Below are 19,843 nucleotides of genomic sequence, written 5' to 3' on the forward strand. Positions count from 1 at the left end.
ATAAAGAAAAGAGGAAATTGAAATATGAACGCGCAAAAACTTTCAAAAAGACTGGAAACGGTGGCATCGTTTGTACCAACAGGAGCCGTTGTAGCGGATATTGGCAGTGACCACGCTTATTTACCATGCTATCTAGTACATAAGGGAATTGCGGCACGGGCAATTGCAGGTGAAGTCGTACAAGGTCCATATGATTCTGCTGTCCGTCAAGTGCGCACAGAGGGTTTAACGGAAAAAATTACGGTGCGCCTAGCGGATGGGCTTGCAGCGGTAGAAGAATCAGATCATGTTACCGCGATTACAATTGCTGGTATGGGCGGCCCCTTAATCGTATCGATTTTAGAAAAACACCCACAAGCATTAAAAACGGTGACACGATTAATTTTACAGCCGAATATTCATGCAAAAGCCATTCGAGAATGGGCATTAGCACATGGCTGGGCTTTACAAGACGAGGTCATTTTAGAAGAAGACGGCAAAGTATATGAGGTGCTTGTATTACAGCGTGGTTCGATGGATTTAAATGAAGCACAAATTTTAATGGGACCAAAGCTAATGAATACAAAATGTGCGGTCTTCGTGGAAAAATGGTCTCGAGAAGTCGCAAACTGGCAGCGTGTGCAGCAAGCCATTCGCAATGCTGAACAAACCGAAGAAAATAAAGCGAAATATGAAGAACTAACGCATTTAATTGCGCTCGTGCAGGAGGCGATTCAATGAAGACTGTAAACGGTAACGAAATCATTCAACTTTTTGAAGCATGGTCACCCAAAAAATATGCGTGTATGCCAAATGATCCGATTGGTTTAGCGATTGGTACGTTAAATAAAGCAGTATCTAAGGTGCTCGTTACGCTGGATGTGACACATGAGGTGGTAGATGAGGCAATCACACAGGGCTGTGAGCTAATTATTGCCCATCATCCACCAATTTTTATGAAGCTATCGAATTTACGTACCGATAACCCACAAGGAGCATTGTACGAAAAGTGCTTGAAAAACAATATCGCGGTTTACGCAGCGCATACAAATTTAGATGTGGCGCCAGGTGGGGTTAATGATTTACTGGCTGATGCTTTACAGCTAGAAAATCGTCAAATTTTAGAACGCTCTTATGAAGAGAAAATGATGAAGCTTGCAGTATTTGTTCCAGCTGCTGAGAGTGAAGCGATGCGAGAGGCACTAGCAAAAGCCGGAGCTGGACGAATCGGCCATTACGAGGCTTGTAGCTACACACTTGCCGGTGAGGGGCGCTTCCGTGCATTAGCAGGTGCGAATCCGACTATTGGAGAAGTAGGCGATTTGCATGTAGAGCCCGAAGAAAAAATTGAGGTTGTGTTCCCACAATCGATAAAAAATAAAGTATTAAAAGCGATGTTAAATGCGCATAGCTATGAAGAACCAGCATATGATTTAGTTGCGATGGAGCTATCGACAAATGAGCAAGGGTTAGGGCGCATCGGAACATTAAAAGAGCCGATGACGCTGCTTGAATTTGCAGAGTTTGTGAAGGTACAGTTAGATGTACCTGCCTTGCGCGTTGTTGGACCATTGGATCGCACCGTTCAAAAGGTAGCGGTTGTTGGTGGAGACGGCAACAAATACATTCGAACAGCAAAATTTGCAGGTGCAGATGTCTTTGTAACAGGGGATATCGGCTTCCATATGGCACAAGATGCAGAGGTGAGTGGTCTAAGCATCGTTGACCCAGGACATCATGTGGAGAAGGTAATGATTAAAGGGGTAGCAGAAAAAATGGCCGCTTTATGTGCGGATAAGAAATTACAAGTAACATTTATTCAATCGACAATTCATACAGAGCCATTTCAATTTATTTAAAAGCAAAAAAGTTGTTCATTTTGATTATCCGAAATGAACAACTTTTTTATTTGTAACATTATTTTGACTTTTGCATTAAATGCGAATAGGACAATACTAAGCCGAGTAAATAAAGAACGACTAAAAAATACAGTGGGACAAGATGAATGAAGCTTGTGTAGCCAATGGCAAAATGTGTGCCAATTCCAGCGATAAATGCAGGGAGTGCACCAAGTAGTAATGTATACCAAAGCCAGCGTTCACCAGCGCGGAATCCCCAAAGTGATAGGCAAAGTACAAGGATGCCCACACTAATAAGTGCACTACCAAAGCCAGCACGGTCATGGGCAATAACAGGAATCAAACGATTGCTAATGGATTGTAATGTAGATGCATCCATACATAAAAAGCTAATATCCGTTGTCACAAAAACGCTTGTAATCCCAATAATTGAAATGACCAAGCCACCGATTAATAATGAAAAACCGAGTACGACAAATAGAAATTGACCATAAACAGAACGCGTCCATGCAAGGTCATTTGTGTCATGCCAGCTTTGCGGACTGGCTTTGAGATTTTTTCCCTCACGCCAACTCATCAGATAAATTGGGAGAAGTACCAACCAAAACAACCCATGGAGCCAATCAAAATAACCATAGCCAATGAATAACAAAATGCCTAAAAAACCGATGATTGCCGCACTGTGAAAGGTCACTTTTACCCAGTGCAACCCTCGCCTCAACCCAAAATAAGCAAGTGCCATATAAATAATACTAGCTGAAATCATCGTTCCTGCGAGCGACATGCGGTCATGTGCCATAAAGGCCAAAATTTTAGGGTTTACGAAGTTCAATTGCTCACGGGTTAGCCCGATAAATCGTTCATCATATTGTAAGATGACGGTATTTAGTGCAAAAAATAGAGCGATAACACCACCAATAAAAATGGCAAGTCCGAAAAGAAAAGACCAAAGCCATTGCTGCGGTGGAGGAGTTGGTGTTAACTGATCTACAAATTTTTCGTGGATACGCTTTGGCAACCCCGGCCCGACTTGGACATAACCCTCTGTAAGCATCATTAAATCCGCTCCAGCTTCTTTTAAGGCGACAGCATCTGCTGGACTGTAAATGCCCCCAGTTGTCATTCTCGGTATATGTGGATAATCTCTTTTCAGAGTTTGTAGTCCATGTTGTAGCGCTTGTAAGCTATTCTTTTGTTCAACTAGACGGTCAGTTGTCGTTGTAAAGGGTGCATCAATACAAACGCCTTGAACAGAGGGAGCTAACTGAACCGAATTAGTAATTTGTTCAGCAGAAATAATTTGATAGATAGGGATAGGGATACCAACAGCTTGTTTCAATTGATTGATATGCTGTGTATGCAACAGAAATCCATCAACGAAAGGTGCTAAATGTTCAAGACATGCCTGTAACTGCTGTGTCGTCAAGCTAATATCGAGTCGGGCAAAAAGTGGAACATGAAACCCATGATTTCCGACTAATTGCAATGCCTGCTTCAATGGAACTTTTTCAGCAGATGTTGAAAAAGCAATTTGTCCATCTAACCAAATCGGCGAAATTTGTTCTGCTGATGCACGAAAAACAATCGGTCCAATTTCAATAAAACCAAAGCCAAGCTCTTGGAAGGCGGGCGTTCCTGTAAGCTGAGGATCCATTATACCGCTCAGCCCAACTGGCGATTTGAAAAGCGTATTATTGTATGTTTCCTGTAAAAGTGGACTTGTTTGATTATGGCCTAAAAATTCAATGACATATTTGCCACCGAGAACTTTCGCAACGTTTCGCATGCTTGCATGGATCAATTGCCGGCTTTTATTGGCATCAAGTTTAGAAAGCACGGTCTTTTTTAGAGGATGATAGGACCAATCAGGCATACTAGTTTCACCACCGATGAATTCATTTGTTCTTAGTGTACCATAGGAAATAGTGGGAAAATAAAACAGCACCTCAAAATTGAAGTGCTGTTTGAATATTATGCTTTTGTAGGAATGGCTTTTGCTGCCATTTCTTCATTAAAATCATTTTCTGATTTGGATACAACGACACATGCCACACCATTACCGATTAAGTTCGTAACAGCACGTGCTTCAGACATGAAGCGGTCAACCCCGATTAATAACGCAATCCCTTCAAGTGGAACCATTGGGAATGCCGCAAGTGTTGCAGCTAATGTGATGAAACCTGAACCTGTTACACCTGCTGCCCCTTTAGAAGTAATCATTAATACCCCTAAAAGTGTCGCAATTTCTAACCAAGATAAGTCAACCCCGTAAGCTTGCGCAATGAATAATGCCGCCATGGATAAATAAATGGACGTACCATCTAAGTTAAACGAATAGCCAGTCGGAACAACTAAACCAACAACTTGCTTGCCACAGCCTAAGTTTTCTAGCTTGCGCATCATTGCTGGTAATGCTGATTCAGAAGATGATGTACCAATTACGATAAAGATTTCCTCTTTAATGTACGCGATGAAGCGGAAAATATTGAAGCCATAATATTTGGCAATGGAGCCAAGTACGAACACGATGAATAGGAACATCGTAATATATACGGCCGCCATTAACAGCCCTAGTGATTTTAATGACTCTAAACCAAAATTACCAATTGTATAGGCCATTGCCCCGAATGCCCCGATTGGCGAGAATTTCATCACGATGCCAACAATTTTGAAGAAGATTTCAGAAACTTGCTCAAAGAATGTAATAACCGGACGAGATTTTTCACCTAGAGATGCAGCAGCAATACCGAATAGAACAGCCGCAAATAATGTTGGTAGTAAAGCGCCACTTGCAATGGCACCAACGAAGTTTTCTGGAATAATATCATAGATGAAGCCACCTAAGCCAGCTTCACTATTTGCATCTGCAGCTTCTGTATATTTCGAAATATCCGCATCCGCCGCTTTTGACGTATCAATCCCAGCGCCTGCGTTTACAAGAACACCAACAAGAACACCGATTGCCAGGGCGATTGTGGAAACAATTTCGAAGTAAAGTAATGCTTTCCCTCCGATTTTCCCAACCTTTTTCATATCTCCCATGCCACCGATACCAATAACAACAGTTAAGAAGATAATTGGTGCAATTAACATTTTAATTAATTTGATGAATAAATCAGCCAAGATTTTTAAGCTTGCGCCGAATTCAGGCCAAATTGCGCCCACGATGATCCCTAAAATAATCGCGATAATAACTTGGACCGTTAGATTTTTTAATAATTTCACGATTGAAGCCCCCTAAAGAAATGGTTTATATGATAACGTTTACATTGGCAATGATAACGTATGATTATTCAAAATATTTATTTTGATAATAAAAAACTTATCGTTCATTTTGTTCAATGTTGACCGAAAAATGCGGGAACTGTTGATACATAAGGGATTTTATTGTTATATTACTGACATCGCAGCATTTGATTTTGTACTATAACAAAACAAAAAAGCTACTTAAATTTCATAAGTAGCATAGTTTTGTTCATTTTGTTCATCTATTGTACTGCTGAAAGTTCTTCTTGAAGCTGTTGCAAATAGTTTTGAGGTTAGTATAAATAATGGACACGTAATTGCGAGCGTATGTATGATAAGACTAATACATTAAAGGACGTGTTCAAAATGAGTAAAAGGCCCACACCAGAGTACAAAGAGTATGTCGTAAAGCTTGTAGTGGAAGAAGGGAAAAAAGCCACTCAACTAGCCTATGAGTTAGGGATTGGAGAATCTTCTATTCGACGCTGGGTAAAAGAATATCGTGATCAAAAGGCAGCCGAAACAGAGGGTATTCAGTATGTCACACCGACAGAGTTAAAACGAATGCAAAATGATTATGAAAAGAAATTGCGTGCGCTTGAGGAGGAAAATGCGATCCTAAAAAAGGCGATGCACATCTTTGCGAAAAACCAGCCGTAATTTATACCTTTATTCAAGCACATGTAGGTGAATTTACGATTGTAAAGATGTGTAACGTACTTGGTGTCTCCAAAAGTGGCTACTATAATTGGCTTCAGAAACAATCTGCCCCCCTAACTGAACGTGAAGAGAGAGAAATTGAAATTACTCAAAAGGTACATCAATCCTTTCATGAAAGCTATGGTACATATGGTAGCCCTCGTATTCGAAAGGACTTACAAGAATGGGGATATGTTTTATCTCAAAAGAAAATAGCGAATTTGATGCGAGAGCTCGGTTTATGTGCTGTCATTCCTAAACAATATCAACGAACAACCAATTCCGATCACGACCATTTTATTTATCCTGATTTAGTGAAGCGTGACTTCGATGTGAAAGAGCCAAATCAAGTGTGGGTGGCGGATATTACGTATATACGGACGATGCAGGGATGGCTTTATTTAGCGAGCATTATGGATTTATACTCACGTAAAATTATTGGTTGGGCAATCGCTGACCACATGAAAGAAGCCTTGGTTTTAGAGGCATTGGAAAAAGCGTTACTAATAAGAAAACCACCAGCAGGTTGCATTCATCATTCCGATAGAGGGGTACAATACTGCTCAAACGCGTATACCAACCTATTAAAAGAATATCAGATGGAAATAAGCATGAGTAAAAAAGGCGATCCTTATGATAATGCCTGTATCGAGTCATTCCATTCGACCATCAAAAAAGAATGTATTTATCGTCAACGATTCCAAACAAAACACGAGGCCAAACAAGTAGTTCAAGCTTATATCATTGAGTTTTATAACAAGAAAAGACGTCACTCAACATTGGGATATGTGTCTCCGAATCAATATGAGCGAATCAACAACCCAAAAAACACATCTAGCCGCTCAAAATCTGCTTAGAGGTAGTTGTATCGTTAAGCTCCAATTTGGAGGTTAACGATACGACTACCAGACCAACCGAAGGGCGGTAGTACTAAAACGCTCGATTTTTTATGTCCATTTTATTGACTTAAGACCAGTTTTTTGATGTTTGTTGCTCATAGTATTGATAAATCGGCTGCAGCGCTTTAATCCAACTGTTACGCTGTTCATCCGTTAAAGTGTAGAGTTGTGCTTGTTTAGAGTGTTGAAGCTGCTGTAAATTTTCATCATTGAGTTTGACTGCTGCATCATGCTGCCAGCGCTGAAGCTCATCGATGGATTCGGTGATGATTTGCTGCTGTTGCGCCGTTAAGTTGTTCCAAAAATCCTCATTCATCAAAATGCTATAGGCCAAAATGCCATGATTCGATAATGTAATTTGGGGGTGCATCGTGTAATAGCCCTTTGAGTAAATATTAGATATCGTATTTTCCTGGCTCGCGATATTTTTATTTTGAATCGATGCGTACAAATCATTAAACGAAGTGACAATCGGATCGGCATGTAATAATTGAATTTGCTTGATGAGTACTTTACTAGGCATGGAACGCATTGTTAAACCGATAAAATCAGAGGCTTCCAGCAGTGGTCCATTTTTTGCTGCGATTTGTTTAAAGCCATTATGCCAAAATGTAAGTCCACGGATATGTATGGATTCTAATTCCTTTAGAAGTTGGTCACTTAAAGGACCATGCAACACTTCATAAACTTGCGCATCGTTTTCAAACAAAAAAGGAAGGTCTAGCACTTGCCATGACGGGAGCTCTTCAGTCATTTTTGAAATCGTTGGAGCGATCATTTGGACATCGCCCTCCTGTACTGCAGCAAGTTCGGTTTTGTCATTGTATAAAATCCCATTTGGGTAAATTTGAACAATCATATTGCCGTTCGATTTTTCCTCAATGAGCTCGGCAAATTTACTTGCAGCAAGGCCTTTTGGGGTGTTTTCAGCAACGACATGGCTAAAGTTGATGACAATTTGATCATCAAGACCGATTTGCTCTTCATCGTATGGCAGTTCATGCTGATTCCAAAAGTCAAAGCGAAATGAAATGGAAATGATGAGTCCCACAATCGTTATAACAGCTGTCATAATATAAAAACGCAAAATAATCGCCTCTTTTTTCTAAGAATTTCTAAAACCATTTGTAAAATTGACTGCAAATCGAATCGGTTTGTTATATTATATAGCAAAAAAGGAGGCAGAAAATGAAAACGAAACAATTAACGATGAATAGGAAAATTGTGTTACTGACTTTTTTCATTATCGCCTTTTCTTTTTTAGTTGCAGGCATTTTATTAATAAGCAATTTAGCACAAAACAATGAAGAAACACTCGGGCAGCGCGCTATGCTCGTTGCTCGTACCATTTCGGATTTACCCGATATTCATAAACATTTAGATCAAGAAAATTTACAGCTTGCTCAAACGAATATTCAAAAAACGATAAACGATATTAAAACGATTAACAAAGCGGATTATATTGTTGTGATGAATATGGATCGCATCAAGTTATCCCATCCATCACCAAACCAGCTAGGAAAAAAAAGCTACTCGACCGATATTGAGGCTGCATTTAGTGAAAATTATTATATTTCAAAAGCCATTGGGGAACAAGGGAAAATGGTGCGCGCATTTGTTCCGATACTGAATGATGCACGAAAGCAAATTGGTGTCGTTGTTGTAGGCTTTGCGCTGCCTACATTTTTAGACATACTGAAGCAAAATATGAATGAAATCATTGTAACAGTTACATTGTCGATTTTATTTAGTATTTGGGGTGCGCATACGTTAGGGCGACATATTAAGCGCCAAATGTTTGGTCTAGAGCCTCAGGAAATTGCGAAGGTATATGTTGAACGCAACGAAACCTTTAACGCAATGCATGAAGGAATTATTGCGGTCGATAAAGATATGGTCATTACGATTTTCAATAAAAAGGCGAGCCGAATTTTAGGCGTTGGCGGCAATCCGAAAAAATACATTGGTAGCTATATTTATGATGTGCTGCCCGATACACGTTTACCAGAAATCGTCGAGAGTGGTCGCGCTGTGTATAACCAAGAAATTTATGTGAATAACCATAGTATTTTAAGTAACCGCATTCCTATTTTGGTAAATGGAAAAACAGTAGGGGCGGTTGCGGTATTCAAAGATTTAACTGAATTTAAGCAGCTTGCCGAAGAGTTGACCGGTGTCAAGGCGTTTGTACAAGCACTCCGTATCCAAACGCATGAATATAAAAACAAGCTGCATACCATCGCCGGGTTACTGCAGCTCGGGCATCATCAGCAGGCGCTTGATTATTTATCGCAAGTGAAAATTCAGCATGATGAAGTAACAAAATTTTTAAACGAGCGGATTTATAATGAAAATATTTCAGGGCTGTTGCTGAGTAAAATTAGCCGTGGCAACGAACTAGGAATTCATGTGAAAATTGACGAGGAAAGTCGATTAACCCATTTTCCAGCGTTGTTAGACCATCATGATTTTGTCCTGTTGTTCGGGAATCTGATTGAAAACGCGTTTGATGCACTCGTAGGGGTTGACCGAGATTATAAGGAAATTCTTATTTCGATTGATGATAATGATGGGATGCTAGCAATTATGGTAGCGGATAATGGGATAGGTATACCAAAAAAACATTTAGAAAATATATTTGAAAATGGTTTTTCAACTAAGCAAAATGCGAATCGTGGAATTGGTTTGTTTTTAATTAATGAAATTGTTAAAAAAGGTAATGGTACTATTGAAATAACAAGTGAAGTAAATAAGGGCACAACATTTATTTTGACATTTGATTTTTAAAAAGGGGGCTACTCGCTTGAAAACGATTCAAGTTTTGTTAGTAGAAGATGATCCGATGGTGCGCGAAGTAAATCGACAATTTATCGAGCGTGTGGAAGGATTTAAAGTAATAGACATGGCATCAGATGGGGTAAAAGGAATTGAAAAAATTAAAGCACTGAAGCCGGATTTAGTTGTGATGGATATTTTTATGCCCGAACAGGATGGAATCCAAACGCTGCATCAAATTCGCGCTGAAAATTTAAATGTCGATTGCTTGACGGTGACAGCAGCGAATGATGTGCAGACAATTCAGCAAATATTACATCTAGGGGTATTTGATTATATTATGAAGCCCTTTACGTTTGAACGGATGGAGCAAACATTAATTCATTATCGTCAATTCAAGGAAAAGATGGCATCAGCAAGTGATGTATCACAGGCTGAGCTGGATGAAATGATTGGACAGGCATGGCAGCCAATCAACGAGGAGCAGGAGCAAGTGATAAAAGTTTCGCAGGATTTACCGAAAGGCTTTAACCGGGCAACGATGGATAAGGTACTTAAGTATTTAAAGCAATGTGAAGTGGGTGCATCTGCTGATGATGTAGCGACAGGCATTGGCGTAGCACGTGTCACAGCGCGTCGTTATTTGGACTATATGGAAAAAAACGAAATGATTCGCGTCGATATTCAATATGGAAGTGTAGGGCGTCCGATTAATCAATATTTTATCGAGGAATAACAATAGCAATTAAAAAGTGTCCAAGTGATTAAACTTGGACACTTTTATTGTATGTTTTGAAAACCCCCTGCTATGCGGGGGGTTCCGGAAAGCTTTTAGCTATGGACAAGAAAAAAACTCCAGTCGTACAATAGAGTCAGGTCTGGACAACCGACTATGTACGAAAGGAGTATCCAAATGGATAATAAAAGTTTAGCACATACAACCTGGAATTGTAAGTATCACATCGTCTTCGCGCCAAAGTATAGAAGACAAGTCATTTATGGAAAGATCAAAGCAGATATCGGGCAAATTTTACGCCAGTTATGTGAACGAAAAGGTGTGGAAATTATTGAAGCTACAGCGTGCCCGGATCATATTCATATGTTAGTAAGTATCCCGCCCAAATTAAGTGTGTCACAATTTATGGGGTATTTAAAAGGGAAAAGTAGTTTAATGATTTTCGATCGACATGCCAATTTAAAGTATCGATATGGCAATCGTCAATTTTGGTGTAGAGGTTACTATGTAGATACAGTGGGACGAAATAAAAAAGTCATTCAGGCGTACATTCAAAACCAATTACAAGAGGACAGATTGCACGACCAAATGACGATGAAAGAATTTATTGACCCGTTTACAGGGGAAGAAATGAAGCGTAGTAAAAAATAAATCAGCCGCTTTAGCGGTAGTAGGAAACGTAGTGCAGGTGCCAGACCGTTCAGTGCGTCTTTAGACGTGGGCCAGTAACAACGCGTTTCACGCGCAGTGCAAACCACCAGTTATACTGGTGGTTTTGATTAGAAGGGCATAATTTTTTCAACGGGCTTTGGTTCTTTAATTTTTGGTAGAATTTTGTCAAGTGTCACCGTACGAACGATTTCATGTGTAGATGGATCGTTTTTGTCGTATTTTTCGATGAAGGCAATCACTTCTTTTACGATAGGCGTTGGTGTAGATGCCCCTGCTGTAATGGCAACTGTTTCAACATGCTCCAACCATTCTAGCTTTAGCTCCGAAATATCTGAAATACGGTAAGAAGGTGTCCCGGCAATTTCAACAGAAACCTGTGTTAAGCGGTTTGAGTTATTTGATTTTGGATCACCTACTACGATTAATAAGTCGGCAACTCCAGCCTGTTCAGCAACAGCCTCTTGTCGAACTTGCGTAGCTAAACATATTTCTTTATGAACTTCGATATGTGGATATTTTTCTTTTAAACTATCCATTAAGAAAGCAACATCCCATTGACTCATAGTTGTTTGGTTAGTCACTAAGATTTTGTCGCTTACGAAAGATAAGTTATCAATATCTTTCATCGACTGAACAAGATGGACGTGTTCTGGTGCAACACCAATTGCGCCTTCTGGTTCGGGATGGCCCTTTTTCCCAATATAAACAATTTCATAACCTTCTGCTGTTTTTTCGCGAATTAAATCATGCGTCACCGTTACATCGGGGCATGTGGCATCAATGGCGATAAGTCCTTTGCGCTTAGCAATTTCACGAATTTCTGGTGAAACCCCATGCGCAGTGAAGATAACAGTCCCTTGTTCCACTTGCTCGATAATTTCTTTACGGTTGTCACCATCTAATGTAATAATTCCGTCTTTTTCGAATGCATCTGTAACATGTTTATTGTGCACAATCATACCGAGAATGTAGATTGGTCTTGGTAATGTTTTATCCAGTGCTGCATTTCGTGCGATAACCATGGCATCTACAACACCGTAGCAATAACCACGTGGGGTAATTTTAATGACTTTCATGTACGAAACTCCTTTCAAAGCTCTGTCCTATTTATTATATAGGACGCCATATGAATATTCAAAGTTCGGTTACTTTTTTGCTGGAATAGAAAAATGATAAATTGTTTATGTGTAAGATTCATTCATTTGTTGGAATTACTTTTCTGTAGGATTATGTATAATGATGGAAATGGAAAAAAGAGAACGTAGGAGGAACAACAATGGCTTTTTCATTTTTCAAACGAAAGAAGGATTTAAAAAACCAAGTCGAATTTTGCATTACGAATTTATCGTTAGGGGCTGCTGATGTTTATGATGAGTTAATTGGGCGAGATGATATTGAAATATCAGAATCAGGCTGTACATCAAACTGTGAAATATGCGAGTGTCAGCTCTTTGCAATTGTTAATGGTGAATTGATTCAAGAGGATTCAGCAGAGCAATTATTAAAATCTGTTGAAAAAGAGCTAGAAGAAAATTCAATTGCCCTATAAGTGTTAGGAGCGAATGTATGCATCTTGGAGTTTTTTTGAAAATCTGAATTCAAAATGTTTGATGCGTTATTCAATACGCCAGACTGTTTTTGCTTGAGTTTTGTTACAAAAAGAACGATTCCTCAAAGTGAATTTCCATTTCTTCGTTTATTAGGTATCATAGCGAGGTGAGGTGGGAATATGATATTTGTATTTGATTTAGATGGAACAATTTGTTTTGAGGGTGCGCCATTAGACAAACAAATTGTGAATGCATTACATACGATCCAAGCGCAAGGACATGAAATTATTTTTGCATCGGCTCGTCCGATACGTGATATGTTGCCCGTGCTTCCAGTGTCATTACATGATTGTCGCATGATTGGCAGTAATGGTGCCTTTACCTATGTGGATGGCCTGATTGAAGTTGAATTTTTACAAGCCAATATTCAAAAGCAAATTATTGAACTTGTTGAAACCTATGAGTTGGCCTATTTAGCTGATAGTGATTGGGACTATGCGTATACGGGCAGTGTGAATCACCCGATGTATAAGGGCATTGATAGTGAAGGCAAGGCGACTCAACGTGCCATTCACGAATTATCAGGCTTTTCGAAGGTGCTTTTATTCGATCCGCCAACAAACGTAACGCAGCATGTGAAAAAGTGGCAAGTGACAACATTTGAATATACGGAAGAAAAAATTCTTGATATTTGCTCGCCAAACTTAAATAAAGTAAAAGGGCTGGAGCGATTAGGGGTTAAAGAGTACATTGCATTTGGGAATGATGTTAATGATCGTCTCATGTTTGAGCAGGCACTTCATAGTGTTTGTGTAGGTACGCATCTTGTCGGAGAGGTTGCGACAGAGCGTGTTACGCAAGAGGATGTCCATTTGAAAATAATCGAGCTTGGAGAAGAGTGGCATCAATAGGAGGAGCGACACCATAATTTCAATTGGTGTCGCTCATTTTTATTCAAATGGGGGCTGAAAAATCATTGGTAGGGATGGTTTTGATTTAATTGGCGCATTGGGTTGCTGTGGTTGACGGGGCCCACGTGCCTGTCTCTGTCTAGATGGGCCTTCTACAGGCGCTACAATTGTTGAAGATTCAAGGATATCAGGGGAACCTTTAAAGCCTCGGTACATTCGCCATAGTGCTGGAAGGTTTTTAATCATAGGTGTTGCCTGTTGGATATACGGTGTGAATTTTTGGGCATTTTCAAAAAGGCTATTGGCCCCTGCTAAAAAGCCCTCCAATCGTGGTGCTCCAGCCGTTGCAGAAGCCGTAGCAGCAGGAATCTGCGGTGACACAGGCATGCGCATTTGCATAGGCGCAGGATTCATTGGCATTTGTGGAGGCATCATATTCATCGGCATATTCATCATATACGGTGCATACATCGGAAAACGTGGGGTAACTGGCATTTGTTGCATCATTCCCCCTGGAGGCATGTAAAATGGTCGTCGCATAATGAGCTCCTTCCTCAATTTCATCGTCAAATTCTGTATTTCTTTAGGAATTTTATCTTAACTGTTTGACGGCAGTTCTATTTATCGTTATGATATGCAGATGGTCACTAAAATGTACGAAACATGGTACAATAGGACAGATGTAAGGAGGTACGAAAAATGTCAAAATATACTGATTATCAATTCAAGCCATTTTTGCAGGACGCCATTGCAAAGCTTGGATTTACAGAGCCGACACCGATCCAAAAAGAGATTATTCCACTTGTACTAAAAGGGAAAAGTGCAATCGGACAAGCGCATACGGGTACAGGGAAAACACATAGTTTTTTACTGCCAATTGTACAGCGAATTGTGGAAGACAATCAAGAAGTACAAGCAGTCATTACTTCACCAACACGCGAATTAGCGCAACAAATTTTTGATGCATTAAATCAATTAGTAGAAGGTACTGAAATTTCTACGAAGCTATTTATCGGTGGTACGGACAAACAGCGTACAATCGATCGTTTAAAAACACAGCCTCAAATCGTGGTAGGGACACCAGGACGAATTAAGGACTTAGTAAAAGAAAATGCACTGTTAGTACACACAGCACCAATTTTAGTTATTGATGAGGCAGATTTAGCATTCGACATGGGCTTCATTGAGGACATCGATGGTTTTGCTTCTCATATGCCTGAAAAACTAGAAATGTTCGTGTTCTCAGCGACAATTCCAGAAAAATTAAAACCATTCTTAAAGAAATATATGGATTCACCCGTTCATATTCATATGAACGACAAACGTCCAGTTGCAGAAGGCATTGATTTTGTATTAGTTCCTGTGCGTTCGAAGTCACGTAATACACGTTTAATGGACGTAATTAAAGGAATTAATCCATTCTTAGCAGTTATTTTCTGTAACACACGTAAAACAGCGGAACATGTTGCTGGCTATTTAGCAGAGCAAGGCATTCGCGCAGGTCAAATTCACGGGGATCTTTCACCGCGTGACCGTAAAAAAATGATGAAGCAAATTCGTGATTTAGAATTCCAATATATCGTAGCGACCGACTTAGCTGCACGTGGTATTGATATTCAAGGAATTTCACATGTTATTAACTATGAAATCCCAGAAGATTTAGAGTTCTTCATTCACCGTGTAGGTCGTACGGCACGTGCTGGTTCGAAAGGTACTGCGATTACATTATTCCAACCAGAAGATGAAGATGCATTAGTACGCGTAGAAAAAATGGGTATTCCATTTGTTCAAAAAGATGTGAAAAATGGTGAATGGACCGAGTTAAAAGACCGTCACCAACGTGCTAGCCGTAAAGGTGAGCGTCAACAAGACGAAATTGATGCAAAAGCGAAATCAATGGTTCGTAAGCCTAAGAAAGTAAAACCAGGTTACAAACGTAATATGCGTTGGGAAATGGAAAAAGTTAAAAAACGCGAACGTCGTATTAAACGTCGTACAAATAAATAAAATTACGAATACGGCTGCTTAGTAACCTCTATGCAGCCGGTTTGTTCGTTTAGGAGGAAGAAAGATGCTATTAGGTTCACATGTTTCGATGAGTGGTAAAAAAATGCTGCTCGGCTCAAGTGAAGAGGCACTAAGCTATGGTGCCAACACTTTTATGATCTACACAGGCGCACCTCAAAATACGCGTCGTAAACCAATCGAAGACTTAAATATTATGAAAGGCTTGCTGCATATGAAAGAAAATGGTATGTCAAATATCGTTGTGCATGCCCCTTATATAATTAATTTAGGTAATACGACAAAGCCTGAAACTTTTGAGCTTGGGGTCAACTTCCTACAAGAGGAGATTAAGCGTACGGCAGCACTTGAAGCAACGCAAATTGTTTTACATCCAGGTGCTCACGTTGGTGCGGGCGTAGATGCAGGCATTGCGAAAATTGTTGAAGGACTAAATGAAGTATTAGCGCAAGATTATCCCGTACAAATTGCATTAGAGACAATGGCAGGGAAAGGCACTGAAATTGGGCGCAACTTTGATGAACTAGCACGAATTATCGATGGCGTAACGAATAATGAACGCCTTTCAATTTGTATGGATACGTGTCACATTCATGATGGTGGTTATGATATCGTTAACGATTTTGATGGCGTGCTAAATGAATTTGACAAGACGATTGGCCTAGATCGTTTAAAGGTATTACACATTAATGACTCGAAAAATGTGCGTGGTGCTGCGAAGGACCGTCATGAAAACATTGGTTTTGGTGAAATCGGCTTTGAGACATTGAAATACATTGTACATCATCCGCAATTAATGCACTTACCGAAAATTTTAGAAACACCCTTTGTAGGTAGTGATGCGAAAAACAAATTAGCACCTTATAAACATGAAATCGCGATGCTGCGTGATGGAGAATTCCGTCCAGAGCTAATCGATCAAATGCGCGGTTAAGATGTATGAACACCTTTTGCACTATTTTGTTGCAGAAGGTGTTTTTTTGATTTACTTTATTGAGTTTTTGCTATAATTAACAGTATATTAAAAATATTGTGATGGAGGAAAACGATGAAAAAAGTGGTTCAACTAATGATGATTTGTATAATGCTAGTAGTTTTACCATTGCAAAGCTTTGCGTCAATTAATGGTGCTGTTACTTCAAATTTGGGCTCAGGCAATGCTGCTGTGACAATTCGCGACATGGATACAGGACAAATAGTTTATTCGCATAATGGAAATAAATTAATGCGCCCTGCCTCGAATATGAAGCTCGTGTCTGGTGCGGCTGCTTTAGGTATTTTGGGGGAGGATTATCGCTTTACAACAAGTCTTTATATCGATGGGGAAATCGAAAATCATGTACTTAATGGCAATGTATACATAAAGGGCAGTGGTGATCCTACGTTAACGAAGGCCGATTTTTTAGAGTTTGCGTATTTATTGAAGCAAAAAGGGATTCGGAAAATAAACGGGAATTTAGTAGGGGATGATACCGCTTTTTCGGGGAGTACATTACCTGTTGGGGTGGAAAAGGCAGATGAATCCTACTATTTCGGTGCGAGAACTTCTGCCATTACGATGTCACAAAATGAGGATTTTGATGCAAGTACGGTCATTATTAATGCAACTTCAGGTAAAGTTGGTGCAAAGCCAAGCTATACCATTCAACCAAATTTAAGTGGACTAGTCATTTCCAATCAAGCAAAAACCGTGAAAAATGGTCAGAAAAATACCTTAAAGATTGAACGAGTTTATAATTCAAATAAAGTGATCATTTCGGGGAATTTACCAAAAGGTAGCAGTAAGAAGGAATGGGTAACCTTGCAAAATCCATCGGTTAACACGATGCAAGCACTAAAGCTTGTGCTGCAAGGAACGGGTATTCAATTCAGTAAGAAGTCAACAATTGTTTTAGCACCAGTAAAAGAAAATGTGACATTATTATACACAAATAAATCCAAGCCATTAGCAACAATTTTCCCGGCTTTTATGAAGCTAAGTAATAATAGCATTGCCGATATTTTAGTGAAAACAATCGGAAAACAGGAATTGGCAATAGGAAGTGCAGAGGCAGGAGCAATGGTGATAAAATCATATAGTCAATCCATTGGTGTGGATGTGGATAACTGGCGCTTTGTTGATGGATCAGGCTTGGCTAATTCCAATCGAGTAACATCCGATGGTCTATCACAATTATTATTTGCTGTGCAGCAGGAGCCGTATTTCGACACGTTCTTTGACTCACTCCCAGTGGCGGGAAATAGTGAGCGCATGGTTGGTGGTACTTTACGAAAACGCTTAACAGCAACACACTTAAAAAACCGTATTTTTGCAAAAACGGGGTACATCCCAAACGTCTATACATTATCGGGGTATCTCAAGGGGAATAGTGGCAAGCAATATATTTTTTCGATTTTATTAGAAAATAAAGCAAATGGAACTACTTATATAGACCGTACAATGACGGAGCTGGTAAAAAATTTATAAGGGGAGTGAGCATCGATGCAGAAGCTTTTATTAACAGGTTTTGAGCCATTTTTATCGAATCCCATTAATCCTACAATGGCAATTGTTGAGGCGTTAAATGGCAAGAAGATGGGGAATTATGAAGTGATTGGCCGTGTGCTGTCCGTTGATTTTACAAGAGCACCACAGCAATTTTTAACTTTGGTGGAGGAGATACAACCGACCATTATAATTTCACTAGGGCTAGCAGCAGGCAATACACGCATTATGCCGGAGCGTGTGGCTATTAATATACGAGATGGGGAGAAGGATAATCGGGGCATTGCTTATGTGGATGCACCAATCCGTGAAGATGGAGACGCAGCTTATTTTTCAACCTTACCAATTCGCAATATCGTAAATCGTTTAACCGAGGCAGGCTATCCAGCAGCTATTTCAAATTCTGCTGGAACGTATTTATGTAATAACATCATGTATGAAGGCTTACACTATGCAAAAAAATATTGCACTGTGGATGCTGCGGGCTTTATACATATTCCAGCTTCGTTTGAATTAGCGATTCAAAACGGTCGCATCGCAGGTTGGTCACAGGTGGATTTACAAGCTGCAATCGAGCTTGCAATAATAGAATGCATCGCAAATGACAAAAAATCGTCATAATTAACAAGACAATAGGATTGCTTCAACGTTGATTTGGCGCTTTATATCAAAATTCGATAATAGTCTTCGAAAAATGCTATGTAAAAATGAACAATAAATTATTGTTGTATAATGTCTCCCTGTTGTAATTTATTAGTAGATAAATGAAAAGCGGGGAGAGATACGATGAACAATAACTATCGAAAAGCAATGCCGATTTTACCAATTCGTACGGTGATGCAAATTACGAATTTAACAGCAAGACAAATTCGCTACTATGAGGAACATGAATTAGTAGAGCCAATGCGTTCGGTTGGTAATCGTCGTGTATTTTCACTGCAAAACGTCGACGAATTATTAGAAATTCAAGAGTTATTGGAAGAAGGCATCAATATCGCGGGTATTAAAAAAATATTTGCGTTGAAACGTGCGAACAATAGCCATACATATCGCGGCAAAACAATTAGCAATGATGATTTACGGGCAATGGTATTAAAAGAAATGCAGGCATTATCATAATTGTATATATTTCTTAAGGGAAAATTCGTAGCAATAATTGAATAGAATAAACGTAAGCGTCAAATAGCGTCCACCGTTTTCAGTGGGCGCTATTACTTTGAAATGTATCTTATTCTTCTTTGGCTAATTGGCTGACCTCGGTCCATTTGTGGTCTATTCAGCACTGCCCATGTTGATAATAAAGCTTTTTGCAAAGGTATTTAAAATGCCAATAAGGCGTTCGGTCATTTCAGCAGGGGTCACGTCAAAATCCTTTGTAATCCAGTCAGTAATCAAACCAGCTGTACCATATGCCATGTAGCGCTTTTGTGAGTGATCATCTACGAAAGAAACATCGTACTGAAAATCGAATTTATATTTCAATAAATTATAAATGGCCTCTGGGAGCTGCTGATGAATATGGGGTAGCGTATCTTCTATAAGCAGTAATTTGAAGTATTCACGATGATCGTATATATAGTAAAGTAAATCGAAGGAACTTGTTGTTAATTGGTTTACATTCACTCGATTTAAAGTTGTGTACTTGGATACACTATAATGCTGAATATCTTCAAATACTTCCTCCATTAATTCTTCAACAAGCTCATCTTTATTTTGATAATATACATAAAAGGTTGTTCGATTAAATTGCGCACAATCGATAATATCCTTCACTGTAACAGCACGAAATCCTTTTTTATGTACCATTTCAATAAATGCCGCTTTTAAGAACTTTTTTGTTCGCAAAGCTTGAGCTGATTTGGATTTCATAAAAATTACCTCCCTTTGGACATTTTCTTAAAAAGTGTTGGTATTCTCAACATTTTATCAATTATTGCGGATAGATTAAAGCGACGTACATTGGTTATGATTAATTTGTAAGCGCTTTTAAAATTATTTTGGGAGGTA

The 19,843-nt window shown here is 39.3% G+C and carries 20 protein-coding genes; 14 read left to right on the top strand and 6 right to left on the bottom strand.

Annotated features, from left to right (window positions below; all coding sequences use genetic code 11):
- Window positions 1–24: 24 nt before the first annotated feature.
- On the top strand, window positions 25–720 hold the full coding sequence (locus MKX47_RS05530) for a tRNA (adenine(22)-N(1))-methyltransferase (protein WP_340772051.1): 696 nt from the start codon (window positions 25–27) through the stop codon (window positions 718–720).
- The gene (locus MKX47_RS05535; protein WP_340772053.1) at window positions 717–1,838 is read left to right on the top strand and encodes a Nif3-like dinuclear metal center hexameric protein; all 1,122 of its coding nucleotides are present in this window, start codon (window positions 717–719) and stop codon (window positions 1,836–1,838) included. The genes MKX47_RS05530 and MKX47_RS05535 overlap by 4 nt, the downstream gene beginning before the upstream one ends.
- A gap of 58 nt (window positions 1,839–1,896) precedes the next feature.
- Here the strand turns inward: MKX47_RS05535 and MKX47_RS05540 are convergent, their stop codons facing one another.
- Both MKX47_RS05540 and dctA read right to left on the bottom strand, forming a co-directional pair.
- Entirely contained in the window at window positions 1,897–3,711 is a 1,815-nt protein-coding gene (locus MKX47_RS05540; RefSeq protein WP_340772055.1) for a dihydroorotate dehydrogenase, read from the bottom strand.
- A gap of 98 nt (window positions 3,712–3,809) precedes the next feature.
- Window positions 3,810–5,063 (bottom strand): C4-dicarboxylate transporter DctA, encoded by a 1,254-nt coding sequence (dctA, locus tag MKX47_RS05545; RefSeq protein WP_340772057.1) that lies wholly within the window; start codon window positions 5,061–5,063, stop codon window positions 3,810–3,812.
- Window positions 5,064–5,450: 387 nt separating this feature from the next.
- Here dctA and MKX47_RS05550 point away from each other — a divergent pair, with 387 nt between their 5' ends.
- Window positions 5,451–5,744, top strand: coding sequence for a transposase (locus MKX47_RS05550; protein ID WP_340770128.1), 294 nt, complete (start codon window positions 5,451–5,453; stop codon window positions 5,742–5,744).
- Window positions 5,745–5,755: 11 nt separating this feature from the next.
- On the top strand, window positions 5,756–6,640 hold the full coding sequence (locus tag MKX47_RS05555) for an IS3 family transposase (protein ID WP_340777677.1): 885 nt from the start codon (window positions 5,756–5,758) through the stop codon (window positions 6,638–6,640).
- A gap of 109 nt (window positions 6,641–6,749) precedes the next feature.
- Here the strand turns inward: MKX47_RS05555 and MKX47_RS05560 are convergent, their stop codons facing one another.
- The gene (locus MKX47_RS05560; RefSeq protein ID WP_340772059.1) at window positions 6,750–7,769 is read right to left on the bottom strand and encodes a DctP family TRAP transporter solute-binding subunit; all 1,020 of its coding nucleotides are present in this window, start codon (window positions 7,767–7,769) and stop codon (window positions 6,750–6,752) included.
- A gap of 101 nt (window positions 7,770–7,870) precedes the next feature.
- On the opposite strand from MKX47_RS05560, the gene MKX47_RS05565 reads away from it, so the two are divergent.
- From MKX47_RS05565 to tnpA, 3 genes are all read left to right on the top strand, one after another.
- Window positions 7,871–9,469, top strand: coding sequence for a sensor histidine kinase (locus tag MKX47_RS05565; protein WP_340772061.1), 1,599 nt, complete (start codon window positions 7,871–7,873; stop codon window positions 9,467–9,469).
- A 16-nt stretch (window positions 9,470–9,485) separates the two neighbouring features.
- Window positions 9,486–10,193, top strand: coding sequence for a response regulator (locus MKX47_RS05570; RefSeq protein WP_340772062.1), 708 nt, complete (start codon window positions 9,486–9,488; stop codon window positions 10,191–10,193).
- Window positions 10,194–10,370: 177 nt separating this feature from the next.
- Window positions 10,371–10,844 carry an IS200/IS605 family transposase gene (gene tnpA, locus MKX47_RS05575; protein ID WP_340772063.1) on the top strand — a complete coding sequence of 158 codons (474 nt, stop codon included), beginning with the start codon at window positions 10,371–10,373 and terminating at the stop codon, window positions 10,842–10,844.
- 128 nt (window positions 10,845–10,972) lie between these two features.
- Here tnpA and MKX47_RS05580 read toward each other — a convergent pair whose 3' ends face one another.
- Entirely contained in the window at window positions 10,973–11,941 is a 969-nt protein-coding gene (locus MKX47_RS05580; RefSeq protein ID WP_340772064.1) for a 4-hydroxy-3-methylbut-2-enyl diphosphate reductase, read from the bottom strand.
- 200 nt (window positions 11,942–12,141) lie between these two features.
- Between MKX47_RS05580 and MKX47_RS05585 the strand changes: the two genes are divergently transcribed.
- Both MKX47_RS05585 and MKX47_RS05590 read left to right on the top strand, forming a co-directional pair.
- Entirely contained in the window at window positions 12,142–12,414 is a 273-nt protein-coding gene (locus MKX47_RS05585) for a DUF1450 domain-containing protein (protein ID WP_340772065.1), read from the top strand.
- Between the two features lie 180 nt (window positions 12,415–12,594).
- Window positions 12,595–13,326 (top strand): HAD-IIB family hydrolase, encoded by a 732-nt coding sequence (locus MKX47_RS05590; RefSeq protein WP_340772066.1) that lies wholly within the window; start codon window positions 12,595–12,597, stop codon window positions 13,324–13,326.
- 39 nt (window positions 13,327–13,365) lie between these two features.
- On the opposite strand, the gene vrrA is transcribed toward MKX47_RS05590, so the two are convergent.
- A complete protein-coding gene (vrrA, locus tag MKX47_RS05595; protein WP_340772067.1) occupies window positions 13,366–13,866 on the bottom strand; it encodes a VrrA/YqfQ family protein in 501 nt (166 codons plus the stop codon).
- 159 nt (window positions 13,867–14,025) lie between these two features.
- On the opposite strand from vrrA, the gene MKX47_RS05600 reads away from it, so the two are divergent.
- The 5 genes from MKX47_RS05600 (at window position 14,026) to MKX47_RS05620 (ending at window position 18,955) form a co-directional block, all read left to right on the top strand.
- Entirely contained in the window at window positions 14,026–15,333 is a 1,308-nt protein-coding gene (locus MKX47_RS05600; RefSeq protein ID WP_340772068.1) for a DEAD/DEAH box helicase, read from the top strand.
- 64 nt (window positions 15,334–15,397) lie between these two features.
- Entirely contained in the window at window positions 15,398–16,285 is an 888-nt protein-coding gene (locus MKX47_RS05605; RefSeq protein ID WP_340772070.1) for a deoxyribonuclease IV, read from the top strand.
- 114 nt (window positions 16,286–16,399) lie between these two features.
- Window positions 16,400–17,818, top strand: coding sequence for a D-alanyl-D-alanine carboxypeptidase/D-alanyl-D-alanine endopeptidase (gene dacB, locus MKX47_RS05610; protein ID WP_340772073.1), 1,419 nt, complete (start codon window positions 16,400–16,402; stop codon window positions 17,816–17,818).
- 15 nt (window positions 17,819–17,833) lie between these two features.
- Window positions 17,834–18,457: a pyroglutamyl-peptidase I gene (locus MKX47_RS05615; RefSeq protein ID WP_340772075.1), complete on the top strand. Its 624-nt coding sequence runs from the start codon at window positions 17,834–17,836 to the stop codon at window positions 18,455–18,457.
- Between the two features lie 165 nt (window positions 18,458–18,622).
- A complete protein-coding gene (locus MKX47_RS05620) occupies window positions 18,623–18,955 on the top strand; it encodes a MerR family transcriptional regulator (protein ID WP_340772077.1) in 333 nt (110 codons plus the stop codon).
- Between the two features lie 153 nt (window positions 18,956–19,108).
- Here MKX47_RS05620 and MKX47_RS05625 read toward each other — a convergent pair whose 3' ends face one another.
- Window positions 19,109–19,705, bottom strand: a complete 597-nt coding sequence (locus MKX47_RS05625) for a TetR/AcrR family transcriptional regulator (RefSeq protein WP_340772078.1) — start codon at window positions 19,703–19,705, stop codon at window positions 19,109–19,111.
- Window positions 19,706–19,843: the final 138 nt, after the last annotated feature.

Source organism: Solibacillus sp. FSL R7-0668 (assembly GCF_038006205.1).
GTDB lineage: Bacteria > Bacillota > Bacilli > Bacillales_A > Planococcaceae > Solibacillus.